The following is a 21,927-nucleotide window of genomic DNA, read 5'->3' as shown; positions in this document are numbered from 1 at the left end:
GCCCCGCAGCTCTCGCGACCGTCTGCGCCGCAGCCCTGCGCCACCTGGAGGCAGCGGCTAGACTTGCCCTACCCTCACCCAGGAGCCCTGCCATGAACTATCGAGGAAGCTGCCACTGCGGAACCATCGCCTACGAAGTCGAAGGCGACCTCGACCAGGTGATCCAGTGCAACTGTTCACTGTGCAGCCGGCGCGGCTGGCTGCTGTGGTTCGTCCCGCGCGACCGTCTGGCGCTGAAGACGCCGGCCAGCGCGATGCACACCTACACCTTCAACACCCACCGCCTGCAGCATCACTTCTGCCCCACCTGCGGCTGCGCGCCGTTCAGCGAAGGCATAGGTCCGGACGGCCAGGCGATGGCCGCGGTCAACGCGCGCTGCCTGGAGGACATCGACGCCAACGCGCTCCCGGTACAGCACTACGATGGCCGCAACGCCTGACGCTGGCGCAGGTAGCCGATCACCTCGGCCTGGTTGCCGCGGAACTCGACGCGGTCTTCCTTGCTCTGCCGCTGGAAGGCGTACATCGGGTCGTAGTACTCCTTGAGCAGCCCCTCGATCCAGCCGCGATGGGTATCCACCGAGCCGTCGCGGCGCTGCTCTTCCAGCGCCTGCACGAGGATCGCCGCCAGCCGCTGGTAGCGCTCGCCGCCGAGGCGCTTGACGATGCCGGCGAGGCTCTTCTGCAGGTAGGCGGAGAAGGCGGCGAAGCCCTCCTCCACGCCCACCACGCGCTCGAACTCGCTGCGCAGATCGATCACGTAGTCCCTGAGGATACGCTCGACACGCTGCTCGAAGGCATCCTCCAGCCAGACCAGCGGGTAGCCCTGCATACCCTGGTACAGCTCCAGCGGCAAGGAGCAGCTGCCGACGATCCGCCCCTCGTCCTCGAGGACGAACTGGCCGACGCCACGATGACGCTTCTTCAGGATGTCGATGGCCAGGCGGTTCTCGAAGTCTATCTGCGCCGGCTGCGGCGTGGCTCGCCGGCCAAAGCTGGAGCCGCGATGGTTGGCGTGGCCTTCGAGATCGAGGCTGTTGTCCAGCGCCGCGATCACCTCGGTCTTGCCGCAACCAGTAAGGCCGCCGACCAGCACGAAATCGCACTCGTCGATCGCCGCGCGGGTGGTTTCGAAAAGGAAGTTGCGCAACGCCTTGTAGCCGCCGATCACCCGTGGGTAGTCGATGCCGGCGTCCTGCTTCAGCCACTGCTGGACGATCTGCGAGCGCAGGCCGCCGCGGAAGCAATACAGGTAGCCGTTCGGGTTGGCTTCGGCGAAGGCTTTCCAGGCCGCCAGCCGTTCGGCCTTGAGCGCCCCGCAGACCAGTTCGTGGCCAAGGGCGATGGCGGCCTGCTGGCCGTGCTGCTTGTAGCTGGTGCCGACCTTCTGCCGCTCGATGTCGTTCATCAGCGGCCGGTTGACAGTGTTGGGAAAGGCGCCCTTGTGGTACTCCACCGGGGCGCGCACATCCATCAGGGGGATATCGTCGAGAAACAGTTCGCGGTAGTGCTGGGTGTTGTCGCGCATTACAGCACCTGTACCGCGAGACTCTGTCGCTCGACCAGCTCGCCGATCGGCGCCAGTTGCAGGCCGAGTTCCGCCGCCACGGCGAGGAACTCCGCCTCGCCTTCCGGAGCCACCGCCACCAGCAGGCCGCCGCTGGTCTGCGGATCGCAAAGCAACAGCTTCTGCACTTCCGGCAGTGGCGCGATGCGCTCGCCATAGCTGTCGAAGTTGCGCAGGGTGCCGCCAGGCACGCAGCCCTGCTCCAGGTAATATTCGGCACTGGCCAGGCGCGGTACCGCGGCGTACTCCACGCGTGCGGTGAGCTTGCTGCCGTCGGCCATTTCCACCAGGTGGCCGAGCAGGCCGAAACCGGTGACGTCGGTCATCGCCTTGACCCCCGCCAACCGGCCGAAGCGCGCGCCGGGCCTGTTCAGGGTGCACATCCAGTCACGCGCCACGCCGACGTCCTCGGCGCGCAGCCTGGCCTTCTTCTCGGCAGTGGTGAGGATGCCGATGCCCAGCGGCTTGGTCAGGTACAGCCTGCAGCCGGCCTCGGCGGTGTCGTTGCGTTTCATGAAGCGCTTCTCCACCACGCCGGTCACGGCCAGGCCGAAGATCGGCTCGGGGGCGTCGATGGAGTGTCCGCCGGCCAGCGGGATGCCGGCTTCCTCGCAGACCTTGCGGCCGCCGGCGATCACCTCGCGGGCGACTTCCGCGGCCAGCACGTTGACCGGCCAGCCGAGGATGGCGATGGCCATCAGCGGGTCGCCGCCCATGGCGTAGATATCGCTGATGGCGTTGGTCGCGGCGATACGGCCGAAATCGAAGGGGTCGTCGACGATCGGCATGAAGAAATCGGTGGTGGAGACCACCCCGCGCTCCTCGTCGAGGGCGTAGACAGCCGCGTCGTCGCGCGAGGCGTTGCCGACCCAGAGCTTCGGATCGAGGTTCTGCGCGCCGCTGCCGGCGAGGATCACCTCCAGTACCTTGGGCGAAATCTTGCAGCCGCAGCCGGCGCCGTGGCTGTACTGGGTCAGGCGGATCGCCTCGCTCATCGGTGTACTCCCGTGGATGTCGGAAAAGTGCCCATTCTAGCAAAGCCGGCGCCGCCGCCAGAGGACCGATCGCCGCGCCCGGCTCAGCGCCCGGCGCGCGACTCGCGGATATAGAAGCGCGCCTTCTCGGCCTTGCTGGTGCAGCCCTCGTAGGCCTCGAACTGCTGCTGGGTCTTGGCCCCGGTGAGCAGGGTCAGGGCCTTCGAGTAGCTGACGGTGCCGGCGAAGCCTTCGGCCTTGGCCAGGTCGAGTTCCTTCCAGGCCGCGTCCAGCTGGTCGGCGCAGTTCTCCCGGTAGGCGGTCTTGCCGGCGCAGCCGGCCAGGGTCAGGGCAAGGACGGGCAGAACGATCCAGGTTTTCATCGAACGATCTCCGGACAGGGAAAGGGCCGCGCATCGCCGCGACGCACTTGGCGGCGGCCGGGCGACACGCGTATCGTTTTCGCTTCGTCACGCAGTATTGGCAAGGGGTTGCAGATGAGCAAACAGGTCGCCCTGGTATTGGGCTCCGGCGGTGCGCGCGGCTACGCGCACATCGGCGTGATCGAGGAACTCGAGGCACGCGGCTATGAGATCACCTGCATCGCCGGTTGTTCCATGGGCTCGGTGATCGGCGGCATCTACGCCGCCGGCAAGCTGCGCGAGTACCGCGAGTGGGTGGAAAGCCTGGATTACCTCGACGTGCTGCGCCTGCTCGACGTCAGCTTCCGCCTCGGCGCGATCCGCGGCGAGCGGGTGTTCGGCAAGATCCACGAGATCCTCGGCGAGGTAAACATCGAGGACCTGTCGATTCCCTACACGGCGGTTGCCACCGACCTCACCAACCAGCAGGAAATCTGGTTCCAGGAAGGCTGCCTGCACCAGGCCATGCGCGCCTCGGCGGCAATCCCCAGCCTGTTCACACCGGTCATGCAGGGCAGCCGCATGCTGGTCGACGGCGGCCTGCTCAACCCGTTGCCGATCGTGCCGGTGGTGTCGGCCCACAGCGACCTGATCATCGCGGTCAATCTCAACGCCACCAACCAGAAGCAGTACCACCTGCCGGTGATCGAGCGTCCGGCCGCGCTCAAGGGGCGCTTCGACAGCATGATCGAGAGCCTCGGCCACAAACTCTCATTCTTCCGCCGCCACGGCGACGACAATACCCCGCCGGAGCTGAGCGCCGACGCCCTGCTCCATCCGGTTCCGGCGGAATCCGAGGAGCCCGCCGAGCCGCAACTGCAACAGCCGGCCGCGGCGCCGCAAGGCAAGGACTCGCCGAAGTCGGCCAGCGGCACCACGGTGGTGGAAAGCAGCGGTCCGGCATCGCTGCTGGAACTGGTCAACCAGAGCTTCGAGGTGATGCAGACCTCGCTGGCGCAGTACAAGATCGCCGGCTACCCGCCGGACATCCTGATCAACGTGCCGAAGCGGGTCTGCCGCTTCTTCGAGTTCTACAAGGCGCCGGAACTGATCGCCCTCGGCCGGCAGATCGCCAGCGACACCCTGGACCGCTACGAGGAAGACAACGCCTGAGCCTCAGCGGCTGAACTCGAGGACCTCGTAGCCGCCGCGCCGTTCCGGGAACAGCAGGAGGAAGCCACCGGCGTGCGGGCGCAGCAGCGCGACCACGTCGGACTCAGCCGGCGCGCCGTGGGCCAGGCCACTGAAGGCCACCTGGGGCTCGTCGTTGACCGTGGCGCCGCCGAGGAACACGTAGCGCTGCGTGCCTTCGCGGAACAGGTAGCCGCTGACCCGCTGCGAACCGCTGGTCTTCTCCAGGAACAGGCCGCGGTCGGTACGCCGGATGCGGCACTGGAAGTTCGGATAGCGATAGATGCCGTACTGGTCGGCCTGGGTCGAGCGGCACTTCCAGTCGCCCAGCAGGCCTTTCTCGTCGACGGCGACGACGGGCTGCGCCAGGCTGAGTTCCAGTTGCTCCAGTTCCGGCAGGAATTCCTCGAAGGCACTGTCGTAGTAGCGCTTGTTGATGGCCTCGGCGTCCTGCTCGACGGCCAGCACGCTGCGCTGCTGCTGTTCGCTGGTGTAGCCACGCCAGTCCGGTTCGGCGGCGCCGGCATGCGCGCAGGCGGCGAGAACGGTGAGGCAGGCGAAGACACGGGAAACGGGGATCGGACGGGACATGGCGACCTTCCTGGCGAGTGGACCGGCGCATCCGGCGCCGGCAAGCGGTAGCCGCAGAACATAGCGCAGCGGCGCCGGGAATTCGAGCGCCGCCACGACGGGCGGCGGTTTCAGAAGATCGACCAGCCGATCCGCTCGCTGAGTTTCTCCAGCGCGGCGATACCCGCCAGCGAATTGCCCGCGGCGTTCAGTTCCGGCGACCAGACACAGACCGTGAAGCGCCCCGGCACTACCGCGATGATGCCGCCGCCGACACCGCTCTTGCCCGGCAGGCCGACCCGATAGGCAAAGTTGCCGGCCTCGTCGTAGAGCCCGCTGGTGGCCATGATCGCGTTGACCTGCTTGGTCTGCCGCTCGTTGAGTACCTGCTCGCCGCTGTGCTTGCAGAAGCCCTTGTCGGCGAGGAAGCAGAACGCCCGCGCCAGGTCGACGCAGCTCATGCGCAGCGCGCAATGATGGAAATAGCTGAGCAGCACCGCCTCGACGTCGTTGTGGAAGTTACCGAACGATTTCATCAGGTAGGCCGCCGCCGCGTTGCGCGAGCGGTGCTGGTACTCGGAACGCGCCACCACCGAGTCCGACACCACTTCCGGGTTGCCGCACAGGCGCCGGACGAAATCGCGCATCGATTGCGCCGGCGCGGCGAAACGCGACTGGTTGATGTCGCAGATCACCAGGGCGCCGGCATTGATGAACGGGTTGCGCGGCTTGCCGCGCTCGAACTCCAGCTGCACCAGGGAGTTGAAAGGCTGGCCGGAGGGCTCGTGGCCAAGGCGTTGCCAGATGTCCTCGCCGGAATGCTGGATCGCCTGGACCAGGCTGAACACCTTGGAAATGCTCTGGATGGAAAACGGCCGCAGGGCGTCGCCGGCATGGAACAGCTCGCCGTCGCGGCTGTACACGGCGATCCCCAGCTGGTTCGGCTCGACGCCGGCGAGCGCGGGGATGTAGTCGGCGACCTTGCCGCGCCCGATCAGCGGGCGGACTTCATCGAGAATCTCGTTCAACAGTTGCTGCATGATGACCTTCGTCGTGACACCGGGGCACCGACCCGGGCGCATCCGGGCCAGCGCGAATGCGCGGCATCATAGGCGATGAACGCACGGGAGGCATGCCCCTCGCGCAGAATTGCGCTGCGCGTCAGCTGTCGCGCAGGCGATAACCGACACCCGCCTCGGTCACCAGGAAGCGCGGGCTGGCCGGATCGTCGCCGAGTTTCTGCCGCAGGTGGCCGACCACGACCCGCAGGTAATGGGTGTCTTCGACATGGGTCGGACCCCAGATATCCTTGAGCAGTTGCTGCTGGGTCACTACCCGTCCGAGATGGCGTGCCAGCGCGGCGAGCACCGCATACTCCTTGCGCGTCAGCGCCACTTCCGCACCCTCCAGGGTGACTCGGCGATAGGCGAAGTCCACCTGCAACGGGCCGACCGCCACCGACGCCTCCGGGCTTTCGCCCTGCGCCGCCTGGCGCAGCAGGACGCGCACGCGGGCGAGGAACTCCTGGATGCCGAACGGCTTGGTCACGTAGTCGTTGGCGCCGCCGTCCAGGGCCAGTACCTTCTCGCCCTCGCTGGCGCGCACCGACAGCACCAGCACCGGCACCTGCGACCATTCGCGCAGGTCGCGAAGGATGTCCTGGCCGTCGCGGTCCGGCAGGCCGAGGTCGAGCACCACCAGGTCCGGTCGGTTCAGCGCGGCCTGGGCCAGCCCCTCTTCGCCGGTGCCGGCCTCGAGCACCCGGTAGCCCTGGGCATTGAGGCTGATACGGAGGAACTTGCGGATCTGCGGTTCGTCGTCGATCAGCAGGATGCTGTTCTGCAATTGGGTCATGGCACTCGGCACGGCAGGTGAACACGGCGACAGGCCAGCAGCGGCGTCGCGGAACCGGCAGGAATAGCGCGAGCGCGGGCGCCAGGCAAGTGCGCCGGGCTCATTCGTCGCCCTCCAGTTGCCCGAGGTCCGGCTGCGGATGCAGCGGCAGGTGCAGGACCAGCGTGGTGCCGCGACCGTCGAGGCCTTCGCCGACGCTGATGCGCCCGCCGTGGGCGCCGATCATGCCCTGGCAGATCGCCAGGCCCAGGCCGGTGCCCTGGCCACCGCGGTCGCCACGGGCAGCGGTGTAGAACATGTCGAAGATCTTCTCCCGCTCGGCCTCGGGAATCCCCGGCCCCTCGTCGCTCACCGCGAAACGCAGCTCGGCGGCATCCTGGCTGACCTCGATGCGCAACCGGCCGTGGTTCGGCGAGAAGCGCGCGGCATTTTCCAGCACGTTGATCAGCGCCTGCTCGATCAGCGCCGCATGCACGTAGAGCAACGGCAGGTCGTTGGCCACGATCGCCTGCACCCGGTACGGCGCCAGCACCGCGCGCAGGCGGTTCAGCGCGCTGCCGACGATGTCGCCCGGCGCCACCCAGTCGCGCGCCAGCTTCAGGCCACCGTGGCCGAGACGGGTCATGTCGAGCAGGTTCTGGATATAGCGGTCCAGTCGCTCGGCCTCGTCGCGGGTGCTTTCCAGCAGTTCGCGACGATCCGCCGGCGGGATCGCCTCGCCCAGCGCCAGCAGGCTGTCGATGGAACCGCGCATGGCCGTCAGCGGCGTGCGCAGGTCGTGGGACACCGAGGCGAGCAAGGCGCTGCGCAGTTGCTCGGTTTCGCCGTGCAGGCGCGCGGCCTCCAGGTCCTCGGCCAGGCGAGCCCGCGCCAGGGCCTGGGCCAGGGGCTGGCCGAGGGCGGCGAGCAGGCGCCGGCGCTGCGGGCTCAGCGGCTGGCCGTCCAGCGGCGCGACGCCGAGCAGTGCCAGCGGCCCCTCTTCCGCCGACAGCGGCCACCACCACCAGCGTCCTCCGGGCAGCGTGCCAGTACCGAGGCCGGCCGGCTGGTCGTGGGCCCAGGCCCAGTCGGCGGCGACCCGTTCCTGGTCGGCGAGTTGCCGCTGCACGCCGGCCTCGGTCTTCCACTCGCCATTGACCTGACCGAGCAGGCAGACCTCGACGTCCTTCCAGTCGTCGAACTGCTGGGCGGCGGCGGCCAGCACCGCCTGGCGGTCGGTGGCGGCGGTGAGCTTGCGCGACAGCTCCAGCAGCAGGCTGGTTTCCTCCTGGGTATCGCGCAGCGCCTCCAGCTGGCGCCGCTGGCGTGCCGCCAGGTTGCCGGTGAGGCCGGCCATGAACAGGAAGAACGCCAGGCTCAGCAGGTCTTCGTGGCGATGGATGGCGAAGGAAAAATGCGGCGGGATGAACAGGAAGTCATAGGCCAGGAACGACGCCACCGCGCATAGCAGTGCCGGCATCAGGCTGCTGCGCACTGCCACCAGCAGCACCGCCATCAGGAACACCAGGGAGATGTTCGGCAGTTCCAGCAGGTGCGCCACGATCCAGGCCAGGCCGCTGGCCAGGGCGGTCGCCAGCAGCGCCAGCAGATAGTCGTTCCACACCACCGGATAGCGTGGCCGCGGTTCCGCCGGGCGCAGGTCGGCCTCGCTGTCCAGGGCACTGATCTCCAGGCCCTGGCCGTCGCGCAGCAGACGCCCGGCGAGACCACCGCCGAAGGCCCGGCGGTACCAGCGGCGCCGCGACTGGCCAACCAGGACCAGGCTGGCGCGGCGCTCGCGGGCATGTTGCAGGAGGGTCCGCGCCACCTCGCCGGCGCGCAGCACGACGATCTCGCCGCCGAGCCGCTCGGCCAGTTGCTGCGCACCCTGCAGGCGCATCCGCGCCTGCTCGCCGCGCAAGCCGCCGGTATCGACGTGTACCACGCTCCAGGGCAGGTGCCGACGCTCGGCAACCCGGCAGGCGTGGCGCACCAGGCGTTCGGCCTGTTCGTCACCGTCGATGCCCACCAGCAGCCGCCCGCGCAACGCCGGCGCTTCCTCGCCGCGCTGGCGGTAGCGGTGGTTGAGGTCGGCGTCGACCCGCGCGGCGGCGGTCTGCATCGCCAGTTCACGCAGCGCGGTGAGGTTGGTCTGCGAGAAGAACGCATCGATCGCCGCCCGCGCCTGTTCCGGCACGTAGACCTTGCCCTCGCGCAGGCGCTCCAGCAGCTCGCGCGGCGGCAGGTCGATGAGGACGATCTCGTAGGCCTCCTGCAACACCCAGTCCGGCACCGTCTCGCGGACCTGCACGCCGGTGATGTCGCGGACCTGGTCGTTGAGGCTCTCCAGGTGCTGGACGTTGACCGTTGTGTAGACGTCGATTCCCGCCGCCAGCAACTCCTGGATGTCCTGCCAGCGCTTGGCGTGGCGGCTGCCGGGAACGTTGCTGTGGGCCAGTTCGTCGACCAGGGCCAGCGCCGGCGGGTCGGCGAGGAGACCGTCGAGGTCCATTTCCTGCAGTTTCATCCCTCGATACTCGAGGCTGCGCAGCGGCTGCTGCGGCACGCCTGCGAGGAGGGACTCGGTTTCCGCCCGCGAGTGGGTCTCGACCACCCCGGCGCGCAGTTTCACGCCCTGGCGCAACTGGGCCTGGGCGGCCTGCAGCATGGCGAAGGTCTTGCCCACCCCCGGCGCCGCGCCGAGAAAGACTTTCAGGCGGCCGCGCCCGTCAGCGGGCAGGTCGGCCAGCAGCGCGTCGGCGCGTGCGGTGTCGGTCATGGATCGGTCGTACTCCGTTGCTCTGCGCCGCGCAGGGCGGACGATCGCCGGCGATCATCCGCCGATGCGGCGATATTGCAAGCCCTTGCGTGGGTCTCTGGGGAAACCTAGCGCTTCAACCCCGCCAGCGCCATGTTCAGCGCCAGCACGTTGACCACCGCCGGCCCCACCAGCGGCCGCTCGGTGTGGCTTTCCACCAGGTCTTCCACCAGCCGCAGCGGCAGCCCGCGCGCCGTGGCCACCCGCAGCGCCTGGTAACGCGCGGCCTGCGGCGGCAGCTGCGGATCGAGTCCGCTACCGGAGGTAGTGACCAGCGCCAGCGGCACCGGCCCCTGGTCGGCGATACGCTCCTGGGCGGCGTCCCTGGCGATGCGCTCGGCCAGTGCCGGGTTGCTCGGCGCCAGGTTGCTCGCGGCACTGGAAACGGTGGCGTAGTCGCCCGCCGAAGGCCGCGAATGGAACCACTCCTCGCCGTCGAACTTCTGCGCGATCAGCCGCGAGCCGAGCACCTTGCCCTCGGCGTCGCGCAGCAGGCTGCCATTGGCCTGCTCGGGGAACGCCAGTTGGGCGATACCGGTGACCAGCAGCGGATAGGCCACGCCGGTGACCATGCTCAGCACCAGCAGTGACGCCAGTGCCGGACGGAGTTGCTTGAACATGTGCAGATCCTCTCTTCAGTCCCAGGCCCTCGCCCGACGGCGAGGGCCGTTGTTCATGCCAGGCCGACGGCGGTCAGCAGCAGGTCGATCGCCTTGATCCCGAGGAACGGCGCCACCAGGCCGCCGACGCCATAGATCAGCAGGTTGCGCTGCAGCAGTTGCGAAGCGTCCGCCGCCTGAACCCGCACGCCGCGCAAGGCCAATGGGATCAACGCGACGATGATCAGCGCGTTGAACACGATGGCCGACAGGATCGCGCTCTGCGGGCTTTGCAGGCGCATCACGTTGAGCACGTCGAGCTGCGGGTAGATGCCGACGAACAGCGCCGGCAGGATGGCGAAGTACTTGGCCACGTCGTTGGCGATGGAAAAGGTGGTCAGCGCGCCGCGGGTGACCAGCAACTCCTTGCCCACCTGGACCACGTCGAGCAGCTTGGTCGGGTCGCTGTCCAGGTCGACCAGGTTGGCCGCCTCGCGGGCGGCCTGGGTGCCGTCGTTCATGGCCATGCCGACGTCGGCCTGAGCCAGCGCCGGGGCGTCGTTGGCACCGTCACCGCACATCGCCACCAGGCGACCTTCGCCCTGCTCCTGGCGAATCCGCGCCAATTTCTTCTCCGGGGTAGCCTCGGCGATCACGTCGTCGACCCCAGCCTCGGCGGCGATGGCAGCGGCGGTCAGCGGGTTGTCGCCGGTCACCATTACGGTGCGGATGCCCAGCCGGCGCAGTTCGGCGAAGCGCTCGCGAATGCCCGGCTTGACCACGTCCTTCAGGTGAATGGCGCCGAGCAGCCGGCCGTTGGCTACCACCAGCAGCGGGGTGCCGCCGCTCTGGGCGATCTTGTCCACCTCCCGCGAAAGCACCTCGGGCATCTTCTCCCGCGGCAGGTCGATGAAGCGCAGCGCCGCATCCACCGCCCCCTTGCGGTACACCTGGCCGTTCCAGTCGACCCCGGACAAGCGGGTTTCCGCGCTGAAGGCGATCGGCGTCAGCTCCTCGCGGCGCGGCTCCTCGATCGGATGCAGGATGCGCAGGTATTCGACGATCGACTTGCCTTCCGGGGTGTCGTCGGCCAGCGAGGCCAGCAACGCGCCCTCGGCCAGTTCCTTGCCGCTCACCCCCGGCGCGGCGTACAGCGCGCTGCAGCGGCGGTTGCCGAAGGTGATGGTGCCGGTCTTGTCGAGCAGCAGCACGTGGACGTCGCCGGCCGCCTCCACCGCGCGACCGGACTTGGCGATCACGTTCAGGCGCACCAGGCGGTCCATGCCGGCGATGCCGATGGCCGAGAGCAGGCCGCCGATGGTGGTCGGGATCAGCGTCACCAGCAGCGCCACGAGGAACACCAGCGGCAGGTTGCCGCCGGCGAACAGGGCGAACGGCTTGAGGGTCACCACCACCAGCAGGAAGATCAGGGTCAGGCCGATCAGCAGGATGTCCAGCGCCACTTCGTTGGGGGTCTTCTGCCGCTTGGCGCCTTCCACCAGGGCGATCATCCGGTCCAGGGTCGACTCGCCCGGGTTGGCGCCGATCCGTACCAGCAGCCAGTCGGACACCACCTGGGTGTTGCCGGTCACCGCCGAGCGATCGCCGCCGGACTCGCGGATCACCGGCGCCGATTCGCCGGTGATGGCGGCCTCGTTGACCGCCGCCACGCCTTCGATGACTTCGCCGTCGCCGGGAATCATCTCGCCGGCCTGGACCCGTACCACATCGCCCTTGCGCAGGCTGCTGGCAACGACGCTCTCGAAACTGCCGTCGGCGCGCCGCTTATTGGCGGAGAGGCCCTGGCTGCCGGCCTTGAGACTGTCCGCGCGGGCCTTGCCACGTCCCTCGGCGAGCGCTTCGGCGAAATTGGCGAAGAGCACGGTGAACCACAGCCAGAGGGCGATCTGCAGCGCCACCGAGGTCGGCACCGCCTGGTCGGGGACGAAGCACAGCAAGGTGGTGAGCACGGCGGTCAGTTCGACCACCAGCATCACCGGCGAGCGCAGCAACTGGCGCGGGTCGAGCTTGACGAAGGCTTGCAGCAGCGCCGGCCGCCACAAGGCGGCGAGGCTGGTGGACGCGTTGTGGCGACGTTCGAGCGATTTGTGCAAGGCGTTCTTGGACGCCTGGGTCTGAGCGTTCATGTGCGATTCCTTCAGAAGCCGAGGCTCAGTTGTTCAGCGATCGGGCCGAGGGCCAGGGTCGGCAGGAAAGTCAGGCCGCCGACCAGCAGGATGGTCACGGTGAGCAGGCTGACGAACAGCGGACCATGGGTCGGGAAACTGTTCGGCCCCACCGGGCTGGCCTTCTTCGCCGCCAGGCTGCCGGCGATGGCGAGGATCGGCAGGATGTAGCCGAAGCGGCCGATGAGCATGGCCAGGCCGATCATCAGGTTGTGGAACGGCGTGTTGGCACCGAAACCGGCAAACGCCGAGCCGTTGTTGGCGCTCCCCGAGGTGTAGGCGTAGAGCAGTTGGCTGAAGCCGTGCGGGCCGGGATTGGTCACCGCCGAGGCCGGCCCCGGCAGGCTGGCGGCGATGGCGCCGAGCACCAGCACGCCGACAGGCATCACCAGCAGGGTGAAGACCAGCAGGCGGACCTCCTTCGCCTCGAGTTTCTTGCCCAGGTACTCCGGCGTCCGCCCGACCATCAGGCCGGCGAGGAACACCGCGATCAGGACGAACAGCAGCATGCCGTAGAGGCCGGCGCCGACGCCGCCGAAGATCACCTCGCCGAGCATCATGTTCAGCAGCGGCAGCATGCCACCCAGGGGGCTCAGGCTGTCGTGCATGGCGTTCACCGAGCCGTTCGAGGCGGCGGTGGTGGTGATCGCCCAGAGCATGCTGGCGGCGGTGCCGAAGCGACTCTCCTTGCCCTCCATCGGCGCGCCCTGCTCGATCGGCAACTGCGCCAGCGCCGGGTTCGGCTGGTATTCGGCCCACAGCGACAGGCCCAGGCCGAGGCAGAACAGCAGCAGCATGCAGCCGAGGATCGCGCGGCTCTGGCGCAGGTCCTTCACGTAATGGCCGAAGGTGAATACCAGCGCCGCCGGGATCAGGATGATCGAGGCCACTTCGAACAGGTTGCTCCAGGCGCTCGGGTTCTCGAACGGATGGGTCGAGTTGACGCCGAAGAAGCCGCCGCCATTGGTGCCCAGCTGCTTGATGGCGATCTGGCTGGCCGCCGGGCCGAGCGGGATGGTCTGCTCGGCGCCTTGCAAGGTGGTGGCATGGACATAGTCGAAGAAGGTCTGCGGCACGCCCTGCCAGACCAGCAGCAACGCCAGCAGCAGGCACAGCGGCAGCAGCACGTAGAGGGTGCCGCGGGTCAGGTCGACCCAGAAGTTGCCCAGCTGTCGTGTGGAGCGGCGGCTGATGCCGCGCGCCAGGGCCACCAGCACGCAGAGGCCGACCGCCGCGCTGACGAAGTTCTGCACCGTGAGGCCGACCATCTGGCTGAAGTAGCTCAGCGAGGCCTCGCCGCTGTAGGCCTGCCAGTTGGTGTTGGTGACGAAACTGACCGCGGTGTTGAACGCCAGTGTCCATTCCAGGCCCGGCAGGTGCTGCGGGTTCAGCGGCAGGCTGCCCTGCAGCATGAGGATCGAGAACAGCAGGACCAGGCCGGCCAGGTTGAATGCCAGCAGCGCCAGGGTGTAGGTCTTCCAGTCCTGCTCGCTCGCCGGATCGACGCCGAACAGGCGATAGCAGACGCGCTCCAGTGGCGCCAGCGGCGCGCTGAGGAGATTGCGTTGGCCTTCCATCACCTTGAAGCAGTAGCGCCCGAGGAACGGTGCAGGCACCAGGACCAGGGCGAAAAAGGCCAGGATCAAGAGAATCTCGTGGCTGTTCATGTGCCCTCCCCTAGGCACGGTCGGCGCGTAGCAGCGCCACCAGCAAATAGACGAACAGTCCCGTGGCCAGGGCCAGGGACAACCAATCCAGAACGGTCATGTGTGCGATCTCTCCTTCGAGCGGCCTCTGCCGCTTGAGGGAAAGTCTCCGCAAAGGGGGCGTAAAGAAGCGATTCAGGGCCGCGTCGGACGGCATAAAGAAAGCGTAAAGAGTGGCGCGGACAGCGCCTGGGAGAGCAACCGGCCGGGGACTGCGCCACGGCCGGTGACAAGGCGAAGGATCGACGCTAGCCCTGGGCGGCGCGGATCATGTTGCGGGCGATCAGCAGTTGCTGGATCTGCGTGGTGCCCTCGTAGATGCGGAACAGCCGCACGTCGCGATAGAAGCGCTCGATCCCGTAGTCGCCGATATAGCCGGCGCCGCCGAATATCTGCACCGCGCGGTCGGCGACGCGGCCGCACATTTCCGAGGCGAACAGCTTGGCGCAGGACGCCTCGGTACCGACATCGCGGCCTTCGTCGCGCTGCCGCGCGGCGTCGATGACCATGCAGCGCGCCGCGTAGGCTTCGGCCTTGCTGTCGGCAAGCATCGCCTGGATCAACTGGAACTCGGCGATCGGCTGGCCGAACTGCTTGCGTTCCAGGGCATAGCGCAACGCATCCTCAAGCATCCGCTCGGCGACCCCCACACAGACTGCGGCGATGTGCAGGCGGCCCTTGTCGAGCACCTTCATCGCGGTCTTGAAGCCGACGCCCTCGACCCCGCCGATCAACTGACTGGCAGGCACCCGGCAGTCGTCGAAGATCACGTCACAGGTATGCGCGCCCTTCTGTCCCATCTTGCGATCCGGCTTGCCCAGGGACAGCCCGGGCGTACCGCGCTCGACGACGAAAGCGGAGATTCCGCCGGCGCCACGGATCGCCGGGTCGGTGCGCGCCATCACGGTGTAGATGCCGGCCTGCGGGGCGTTGGTGATGAAGCGCTTGGTACCGTTGAGCACGTAGTGCTCGCCGTCACGCACCGCCGTGGTCTTCAGCGAGGCGGCGTCGGAACCGGAGTCCGGTTCGGTGAGGCAGAACGAACTGAGCAGTTCGCCCGACGCCAGGCGCGGCAGGTAGCGCCGCTTCTGTTCTTCGGTGCCGTCGATGACGATGCCCTGGGAGCCGATGCCGTTGTTGGTGCCCAGCAGCGAACGGAACGCCGGCGAGGTCCGCCCCAGCTCGAAGGCGATGCTCACCTCTTCCTCCATGGTCACCCCGAGGCCGCCGTAGGCCTCCGGGATCGACAGGCCGAACAGGCCCATCTCGCGCATGCGGGCGATGATCGCCTCGGGGATGCGGTCGGTTTCCGCCACTTCCTGCTCATGAGGCACCAGGCTTTCGCGGACGAACTGGCGGATGCTGTCCAGCAGCAGGTTCAGGGTTTCCGGATCACGAATCATGCTCACTCCAATAGGCCCCTAGGCCGGTTGCCATGATTCCGTCACCGGCCTCGGTCAGCGGGTGGCGGCCTCGATGTTGTGGACCATGTGCAGCAGGCGCGGGCCGATGTCGTCCTCCAGTTTCTCGCGCTTGAGATGGAAACTCGGCCCGCCGCAATTGAACGCCAGCAGCCCATGGCTCTCATGGTGCAAGGCCACGCCCACCGCGTTGACGTCGCGTTGCCACTCGCCGAGCGACAGGCAGAAGCCGTAGTCGGCATAGTCGCGGAAGGCCCGCTCCAGCCCCTTGCGCACTTCCGGCCAGTCTTCCGGGTGGCGCTTGCGAATGTGCCCGAGGATGAATTCCCGCTCGTCCTCCGGCATCGCCGCCAGGCAGGCCCGGCCGATCGCGCTGCGGTGCAGCGAGAGGTGGCTGCCGACCTGGCGACGCATGGTCAGGTTGGCCTCGCCATGCACCACGTCGAGGTAGACCATGCTCAGCCGGTCGCGGGCCGCCATGGCCACCGCGGCCTTGGCGTAGCCGGCCATCTCTTCCATCAACGGGCGGGCGAGCGCGCGAATCGACAGGTTCGAGAGCATCGCGTAGCCGAACGACATCACCCCCACTTCCAATTGATACTTGCCGCTATGCGGCAGGTGACGCAGATAGCCCAGCCGGGTCAGGGTGTGGGTCAGACGCGACACCGTCGGCTTCGGCAGGCCGGTCTTCTTCGCCAGTTCCTGGTTGCCCAGCAGGCTTTCCCGTGGCGTGAAACAGCGCAGCAATTCCAACCCGCGGGCCAGCGCGGTGACGAACTGGCGGTCCTTGAGATCCTCGTCTTTCTCCTGCATCGGGTCGATCAGCACAGCTTCGAAGGCGGACACTTCCGCTTCCGTACTGGCACCTTCCGCCGGACTCCGGCGCTCGTCGTTGCCGCGCATAGTAGGGACCTCTTTTTCAAAAAATCAATAAAACAAAATCATATTTCGCATAGCGAAACTAATAGAAGAACCCATGCACTTGCAACAACGAAAATAAAATCCTTTTAAAACAGTAAATTGTATAAGTAGATCATCCGAGATCCGACGCGTGTATTTACAACGCCACGGCTGGCGCTGATTATTTTCGATAAATCATGAAACCATATTTCGCATAGCGAAATATCAATTCATCGGAGCTTCCATGTCCGCCGATCCTTCGCCCGTGGTCCTGCTCGAATTTCCCGCAGCCGATATAGCCCTGCTTCGCCTCAATCGTCCGCAAGCCAGGAACGCGCTGAACGACCAAGTGCGCCAGCGCCTCGCCAGCCACTTCCAGACGCTCGGCGCGGATCCGGCGATCCGCGTCATCGTGCTCACCGGCGACTCGCGCTGCTTTGCAGCTGGCGCCGATCTCCGCGATCTCTCGACGAGCACGGCGATCGGCCTGTACGGCCGCCACGGCGAGCGCTACTGGGAAGCCATCGCGCGCTGCCCGAAGCCGGTGATCGCCGCGGTCAACGGCTTCGCCCTGGGCGGCGGCTGCGAACTGGCGATGCACTGCGACCTGATCGTCGCCGGCGAGTCGGCACAGTTCGCCCAGCCGGAGATCAAGGTCGGGGTGATGCCGGGTGCCGGCGGCACCCAGCGCCTGGTGCGGGCGGTGGGCAAGTTCCAGGCGCTGCGCATGCTGTTCACCGGCTGCCTGGTGAAGGCTCCGCAAGCGCTGGCCATGGGCCTGGTCAGCGAAGTGGTGGCGGACGAGTCGACGCTGGCGCGCGCCCTGGAACTGGCCATGGAGATCGCCCGCCTGCCCCCTCTGGCGCTGGCGCAGATCAAGGAGGTGGTCCTGGCCGGTGCCGACCTGCCGCTGGACAGTGCCCTGGCCCTGGAACGCAAGGCGTTCCAGTTGCTGTTCGACTCGCAGGACCAGAAGGAAGGCATGCAGGCCTTCCTGGAGAAACGCCCGCCGAACTACCAGGGGAAATAGACGATGCCCGATATTCGTTGTATCGCCGTGGTCGGTACCGGTGCGATGGGCACCGGGATCGCCCAGATCGCCGCCCAGGCCGGCCTGACTGTGTGGCTGTTCGACAGCCGCGCCGAGGCCGCCGCCGAGGCACGCCAGCGCCTGCGGCAGACCTTCGAGAGTCTATGCGGCAAAGGCAAGCTGAGCGCCGCCGACGCCGAGGCCGCGCAAAACCGGCTGCGGGTGGCGGAACGCCTGGAACAACTGGGCGACTGCGAACTGGTGGTGGAGGCCATCGTCGAGCGCCTGGAGGCCAAGCAGGAATTGCTGCGCCGGCTGGAAGCCATAGTCGCGCCGGAGAGCATCCTCGCCAGCAATACCTCGTCGCTGTCGATCACCGCCATCGCCGCCGCCTGCGAGCGGCCGCAGCGGGTCGCCGGCTTTCACTTCTTCAACCCGGTGCCGCTGATGCGCGTGGTCGAGGTGGTCGACGGCCTGGCCAGCGCTCCGGAAGTCGGCGACGCCCTGCTCGCCCTCGCCGCGCGCCTGGGCCACCGCGGTGTACGGACCAAGGACAGCCCCGGCTTCATCGTCAACCATGCCGGCCGCGCCTATGGCACCGAGGCCCTGCGCATCCTCGGCGAAGGCGTCGCCGAATGCGCCGAGATCGACCGTGTGCTGCGCGAGTGCGCCGGCTTCCGCATGGGGCCGTTCGAACTGCTCGATCTTACCGGCCTCGACGTGTCGCACCCGGTAATGGAATCGATCTACCAGCAGTACTACCAGGAACCGCGCTACCGCCCACACCCGCTGACCCGCCAGTTGCTCGCCGCCGGCCGTCTCGGGCGCAAGAGCGGCCAGGGCTTCTATCGCTACGTCGACGGCCAGCCGCAGGACAAGCCCGGTCCGCAACCGGTGCCGCAGGCCGCCATCCGGCCCCCGGTGTGGCTGGGCTGCGAAAACGAGGACGACCGCCGCACGCTCGCCGAACTGCTGCATCGCCTCGGCGTCGAGCCGGAAACCGGCGAACGCCCTTCCGCCGCAGCGCTCTGCCTGCTGGCCGCCTGGGGCGAGGACCTGAGCAGCGCCGTGCAGCGCTTCGCCTGTCCCGCCGAGCGCAGCGTCGGCATCGACCTGCTCTGCGACCTCGAGCGCCGGCGCTGCCTGATGCTCTCGCCGCTGACTACCCCGGCCATGCGCGACGCCGCCCACGCGCTACTGGCTGGCGACGGCGCCGGGGTCACGGTGCTGCGCGACAGTCCCGGCTTCGTCGTCCAGCGGGTACTGGCGATGATCGTCAACCTCGCCTGCGACATCGCCCAGCAGGGCATTGCCAGCGTCGAGGATATCGACCAGGCGGTGCACCTCGGCCTCGGCTATCCCCACGGCCCGCTGGAATGGGGCGACCGCCTCGGCCCGCGGCGCCTGCTGAGCATTCTCCAGCGCCTGCAGGCGCTTACCGGTGACCCGCGCTACCGGCCCAGTCCCTGGCTGCGCCGACGAGCGCAACTGGGCATGTCCCTGCGCGCCGGCGAAACCGCCGCGGTAGGCTGACGCATCGGCGACCTGGCGACGCAGCGCCATGCGTCTCGCCGCCAGGCCAACGCTTTTTCCCCGAGCGACGCTTTCCGGGCTTGCAGCTGCCGAGGTATCCTGCGCGCAAATTCATCCGATGATTGGATGTTTCTTCCGTGACCATTCCCCTCAAGCGCTCCCTGGTGGACATCGCCCTGGAGCAGATCCGCCAGCGCATCGACGCCGGCCATTGGCCGCTCGGCCAGCGCCTGCCGCCGGAGCCGGAACTCGCCGAGCTGCTCGGCATGAGCCGCAACACCGTGCGCGAAGCGGTGCGGGTGCTGACCTTCTCCGGCGTGCTGGAAGTCCGCCAGGGCGACGGCACCTACGTGCGCGCCTGCGCCGATCCGCTGGAAACCATGCTGGTGCTGGCGCGCAGCGCGGTGCAGCACTCCCTGGAGGCACGCGGGATGATCGAGATCGAGGCGGCGCGCCTGGCAGCCGTTCGCCGCGACGACAGCGACCTGAGCGCATTGCGCGAACATCTCGACGCTTCGCGCCAGCGCTACGGCAGCGCCGACCTGCAGGACTACATAGAGCACGACGTCCGCTTCCACCAACGGATGGTCGATGCCGCCCACAATCCGGTGCTCAGCGAACTCTACCGCTATTTCTCGCAGGTCATCCGGACCTCGCTGGAACGCACCATGGCCGACCCACAAAGGGCCCAGCCCTGCTTCGAGCTGCACCAGCAACTGCTCGACGCCATAGAACGCGGAGACCCGGACGCTGCCGCCGCGGCCAACCGCGCACTGCTGATCTGAACCCGGGACAGACCCATGACTCACGCCTTGAATGCCCGGCCGGGAGCGCATCCCGGCCATCCTCCGGAAGAACTGCTGATCGATGCCGAAGTCGACGACGAACCAGTTCCGCCGGCGCCGCCACTACGCCCCTGGCTGCTCCTGCTGGGCCTGGTGCTGGTGGCGCTGAACCTGCGCCCGGCGCTGTCCAGCCTCGCCCCCCTGCTCAACCAGGTGCGCGACGATACCGGCCTCTCGGCCGCTGCCGCCGGCCTGCTGACCACCGCGCCGGTACTCTGCCTGGGGTTGTTCGCGCCGCTCGCGCCGCGCCTGGCCCGGCGTATCGGCGCCGAGCGCAGTGTGCTGCTGATCCTCTTCTGCCTGGCCGGCGGCATCGTCCTGCGCAGCCTGTTCCCGGTGTTCGGCCTGTTCGCCGGCAGCGTCCTGGCCGGCGCCAGCATCGGCATCATCGGCGTGCTCCTGCCGGGCATCGTCAAACGCGACTTCCCGCGCCAGGCCGGGGTGATGACCGGGGTCTACACCATGGCCCTGTGCCTGGGCGCAGCGCTCGCCGCCGGCGCTACCGCGCCGCTGGAGAAGCTCTTCGGCAACTGGGAACTGGCGCTGGCGTTCTGGTCGCTGCCGGCGATCCTCGCCGCCGCCTTCTGGCTGCCGCAGACCCGCCAGGGCCAGCACGCCCATCGCCAGGCTTTCCGTGTCATCGGCCTGTGGCGCGACCCGCTGGCCTGGCAGGTCACGCTGTACATGGGCCTGCAATCGTCCCTGGCCTACATCGTCTTCGGTTGGCTGCCGTCGATCCTGATCGACCGCGGCATGACTGCGGTGGAAGCCGGCCTGGTGCTGTCCGGCTCGGTGATGCTGCAACTGATCACCGCCCTGCTCGCGCCCTGGCTCGCCGCTCGCGCCAGGGACCAGCGCCTGGCGGTGGTGCTGGTGATGGCGACCACCCTCGCCGGCCTGCTCGGCTTCCTCTATGCGCCGCTGCAGACCATCTGGGGCTGGGCGGTCCTGCTCGGCCTCGGCCAGGGCGGTACCTTCAGCATCGCCCTGGCGCTGATCGTCCTGCGCTCGCGCGACGCCCACGTCGCCTCGCATCTGTCGGGCATGGCCCAGGGCGTCGGCTACACCCTGGCGGCCATGGGGCCGTTCATGGTCGGCGTGGTCCACGACCTGACCGGCGGCTGGAACGCGGTCGGCTATATCTTCATCGGCGTCGCCATCGCCGCCACCCTGTTCGGCCTCGGCGCCGGGCGCAGCCAGTACGTGGGGGCCCGCAGCGAACACCTGTAGCCCCGCAGACGCAAAAAGCCCCGCATCGCGGGGCTTTTTCTCCTTCGTCACTCAGGCATCCGGGCCGCGCCCTTCGGCGGGCGGCGTCCGCGGCGTGCTGGCGATCCAGTCGCTGAGCAGGTTGTAGGCCACTGCCAGCAGGATCGGGCCGAGGAACAGGCCCATGAAGCCGAACGCCAGCAGGCCGCCGAATACCCCGAGCAGCACCACCACCAGCGGCAGGTTGCCGCCACGGCTGATCAGGTAGGGTTTGAGGATGTTGTCCACCCCGCTGATGATGAAGAAGCCCCACAGGCCGAGGAACACCCCGTGGCCATAGTCGCCCTTGAAGAACAGCCAGGCGGTGGCCGGACCCCAGACCAGCGGCGGGACCATCAGTAGGCTGCAGGCGAAGGTCAGCAGGCCGAGCAGCATGGCTCCCGGTACGCCGGCGATCATGAAGCCGATCCAGGCCAGCAGGGCTTGCGCCGCGGCGGTACCGATCACCCCGTTGACCACCCGCTGTACGGTGCCGGCGACAAGGTCGCGATAGTGCTCCGCGCGGTTGCCGATCAGGCGTTCCAGGGCACGGTGGACGATGGACTCCAGGCGCGGCCCGTCGCGGTAGAAGAAGAAGATCAGGATCAGGCTGAGGACCAGTTCCAGGATCCCTCCGCCGATCTTCGCGCTGCGCGCCAGCAGCCAGTTGCCGACCTCGCCGACATAGGGCTTGAGCACGTAGAAGAACGCCACGCCCTGTTGGTCGATGGAGTCCCACCAGCCGATCAGGCGGTCGCCGATCAGCGGTACGCCGGCCATCCACGAAGGCGGCGGCGGCAGGCCCTCGACCTGGAGATTCTTCAGCAGCTCCATCAGCGAGCGAACGTTGTCCGCCAGGCCGAAGCCGAGCCAGATCAGCGGCAATGCCACCAGGACGATCCAGCCCAGGGTCAGCAGGCCCGCCGCCAGCGACTCGCGGCCACCGAGCAGGCGCGTGAGCATGCGCATCAGCGGCCAACTGGCGAAAGCCAGCACCGCGGCCCAGAACAGCGCCGACCAGAATGGCGCCAGCACCCAGAGACTGGCACCGAGCAGACCGAACAGCAGCACGCGAAGCAACAGCCGATCGTTATCGAACATCAAGGCAGGCCTTCCTCAAAGGGGGATACACCGATAGACAGCG

The 21,927-nt window shown here is 67.9% G+C and carries 20 protein-coding genes; 6 read left to right on the top strand and 14 right to left on the bottom strand.

Features of this window, described 5'->3' with window-relative positions; genetic code table 11:
* The first annotated feature begins 92 nt into the window (after positions 1–92).
* The gene (locus JHD77_RS11280; RefSeq protein WP_003114600.1) at positions 93–440 is read left to right on the top strand and encodes a GFA family protein; all 348 of its coding nucleotides are present in this window, start codon (positions 93–95) and stop codon (positions 438–440) included.
* On the opposite strand, the gene mnmH is transcribed toward JHD77_RS11280, so the two are convergent.
* The 3 genes from mnmH to JHD77_RS11265 all read right to left on the bottom strand — a co-directional run bounded on the left by mnmH (position 419) and on the right by JHD77_RS11265 (position 2,924).
* Positions 419–1,528, bottom strand: coding sequence for a tRNA 2-selenouridine(34) synthase MnmH (gene mnmH / locus JHD77_RS11275; protein ID WP_031756908.1), 1,110 nt, complete (start codon positions 1,526–1,528; stop codon positions 419–421). The two genes, JHD77_RS11280 and mnmH, sit on opposite strands and share 22 nt — an antisense overlap.
* Positions 1,528–2,562: a selenide, water dikinase SelD gene (gene selD / locus JHD77_RS11270; protein WP_003087546.1), complete on the bottom strand. Its 1,035-nt coding sequence runs from the start codon at positions 2,560–2,562 to the stop codon at positions 1,528–1,530. Before selD ends, mnmH begins: the two co-directional genes overlap by 1 nt.
* Before the next feature lie 83 nt (positions 2,563–2,645).
* On the bottom strand, positions 2,646–2,924 hold the full coding sequence (locus JHD77_RS11265) for a hypothetical protein (RefSeq protein ID WP_003097836.1): 279 nt from the start codon (positions 2,922–2,924) through the stop codon (positions 2,646–2,648).
* Between the two features lie 114 nt (positions 2,925–3,038).
* Here JHD77_RS11265 and JHD77_RS11260 point away from each other — a divergent pair, with 114 nt between their 5' ends.
* Entirely contained in the window at positions 3,039–4,076 is a 1,038-nt protein-coding gene (locus JHD77_RS11260; protein ID WP_003087542.1) for a patatin-like phospholipase family protein, read from the top strand.
* Between the two features lie 3 nt (positions 4,077–4,079).
* Here JHD77_RS11260 and JHD77_RS11255 read toward each other — a convergent pair whose 3' ends face one another.
* The 10 genes from JHD77_RS11255 to JHD77_RS11210 all read right to left on the bottom strand — a co-directional run bounded on the left by JHD77_RS11255 (position 4,080) and on the right by JHD77_RS11210 (position 16,130).
* Positions 4,080–4,685 carry a DUF4893 domain-containing protein gene (locus tag JHD77_RS11255; protein WP_003097837.1) on the bottom strand — a complete coding sequence of 202 codons (606 nt, stop codon included), beginning with the start codon at positions 4,683–4,685 and terminating at the stop codon, positions 4,080–4,082.
* A gap of 110 nt (positions 4,686–4,795) precedes the next feature.
* The gene (glsB, locus tag JHD77_RS11250; RefSeq protein ID WP_003087537.1) at positions 4,796–5,704 is read right to left on the bottom strand and encodes a glutaminase B; all 909 of its coding nucleotides are present in this window, start codon (positions 5,702–5,704) and stop codon (positions 4,796–4,798) included.
* A 121-nt stretch (positions 5,705–5,825) separates the two neighbouring features.
* On the bottom strand, positions 5,826–6,518 hold the full coding sequence (locus tag JHD77_RS11245) for a response regulator (protein WP_003114598.1): 693 nt from the start codon (positions 6,516–6,518) through the stop codon (positions 5,826–5,828).
* Positions 6,519–6,618: 100 nt separating this feature from the next.
* The gene (locus JHD77_RS11240) at positions 6,619–9,276 is read right to left on the bottom strand and encodes a sensor histidine kinase (protein ID WP_003114597.1); all 2,658 of its coding nucleotides are present in this window, start codon (positions 9,274–9,276) and stop codon (positions 6,619–6,621) included.
* 107 nt (positions 9,277–9,383) lie between these two features.
* Positions 9,384–9,935 carry a potassium-transporting ATPase subunit KdpC gene (gene kdpC, locus JHD77_RS11235; protein WP_003120424.1) on the bottom strand — a complete coding sequence of 184 codons (552 nt, stop codon included), beginning with the start codon at positions 9,933–9,935 and terminating at the stop codon, positions 9,384–9,386.
* Between the two features lie 53 nt (positions 9,936–9,988).
* Complete coding sequence (gene kdpB, locus JHD77_RS11230; RefSeq protein ID WP_003097844.1) at positions 9,989–12,061, bottom strand: potassium-transporting ATPase subunit KdpB; 2,073 nt, start codon at positions 12,059–12,061, stop codon at positions 9,989–9,991.
* An 11-nt stretch (positions 12,062–12,072) separates the two neighbouring features.
* Positions 12,073–13,767 (bottom strand): potassium-transporting ATPase subunit KdpA, encoded by a 1,695-nt coding sequence (gene kdpA / locus JHD77_RS11225; RefSeq protein ID WP_003097846.1) that lies wholly within the window; start codon positions 13,765–13,767, stop codon positions 12,073–12,075.
* 10 nt (positions 13,768–13,777) lie between these two features.
* Positions 13,778–13,867, bottom strand: coding sequence for a K(+)-transporting ATPase subunit F (locus tag JHD77_RS11220; protein WP_003097848.1), 90 nt, complete (start codon positions 13,865–13,867; stop codon positions 13,778–13,780).
* A 187-nt stretch (positions 13,868–14,054) separates the two neighbouring features.
* Entirely contained in the window at positions 14,055–15,209 is a 1,155-nt protein-coding gene (locus JHD77_RS11215; RefSeq protein WP_003097850.1) for an acyl-CoA dehydrogenase family protein, read from the bottom strand.
* Positions 15,210–15,263: 54 nt separating this feature from the next.
* Positions 15,264–16,130 carry an IclR family transcriptional regulator gene (locus JHD77_RS11210; RefSeq protein ID WP_009876205.1) on the bottom strand — a complete coding sequence of 289 codons (867 nt, stop codon included), beginning with the start codon at positions 16,128–16,130 and terminating at the stop codon, positions 15,264–15,266.
* A gap of 241 nt (positions 16,131–16,371) precedes the next feature.
* Between JHD77_RS11210 and JHD77_RS11205 the strand changes: the two genes are divergently transcribed.
* The 4 genes from JHD77_RS11205 to JHD77_RS11190 all read left to right on the top strand — a co-directional run bounded on the left by JHD77_RS11205 (position 16,372) and on the right by JHD77_RS11190 (position 20,765).
* Positions 16,372–17,157 (top strand): enoyl-CoA hydratase, encoded by a 786-nt coding sequence (locus tag JHD77_RS11205; RefSeq protein ID WP_009876204.1) that lies wholly within the window; start codon positions 16,372–16,374, stop codon positions 17,155–17,157.
* Between the two features lie 3 nt (positions 17,158–17,160).
* Positions 17,161–18,690: a 3-hydroxyacyl-CoA dehydrogenase gene (locus JHD77_RS11200; RefSeq protein WP_031689830.1), complete on the top strand. Its 1,530-nt coding sequence runs from the start codon at positions 17,161–17,163 to the stop codon at positions 18,688–18,690.
* 137 nt (positions 18,691–18,827) lie between these two features.
* Positions 18,828–19,475: a FadR/GntR family transcriptional regulator gene (locus JHD77_RS11195; protein ID WP_003097856.1), complete on the top strand. Its 648-nt coding sequence runs from the start codon at positions 18,828–18,830 to the stop codon at positions 19,473–19,475.
* Between the two features lie 15 nt (positions 19,476–19,490).
* Entirely contained in the window at positions 19,491–20,765 is a 1,275-nt protein-coding gene (locus JHD77_RS11190; RefSeq protein ID WP_003114593.1) for a CynX/NimT family MFS transporter, read from the top strand.
* Positions 20,766–20,816: 51 nt separating this feature from the next.
* Here the strand turns inward: JHD77_RS11190 and JHD77_RS11185 are convergent, their stop codons facing one another.
* The gene (locus JHD77_RS11185; protein WP_003097861.1) at positions 20,817–21,884 is read right to left on the bottom strand and encodes an AI-2E family transporter; all 1,068 of its coding nucleotides are present in this window, start codon (positions 21,882–21,884) and stop codon (positions 20,817–20,819) included.
* Between the last annotated feature and the right edge of the window lie 43 nt (positions 21,885–21,927).

It is taken from the genome of Pseudomonas sp. P20, from assembly GCF_016463925.1.
GTDB classification, from domain to species: Bacteria; Pseudomonadota; Gammaproteobacteria; order Pseudomonadales; family Pseudomonadaceae; genus Pseudomonas; species Pseudomonas aeruginosa.
Note: the sequence above shows the minus strand (reverse complement) of the source record. Positions and strands in the feature narration are given on the sequence as shown.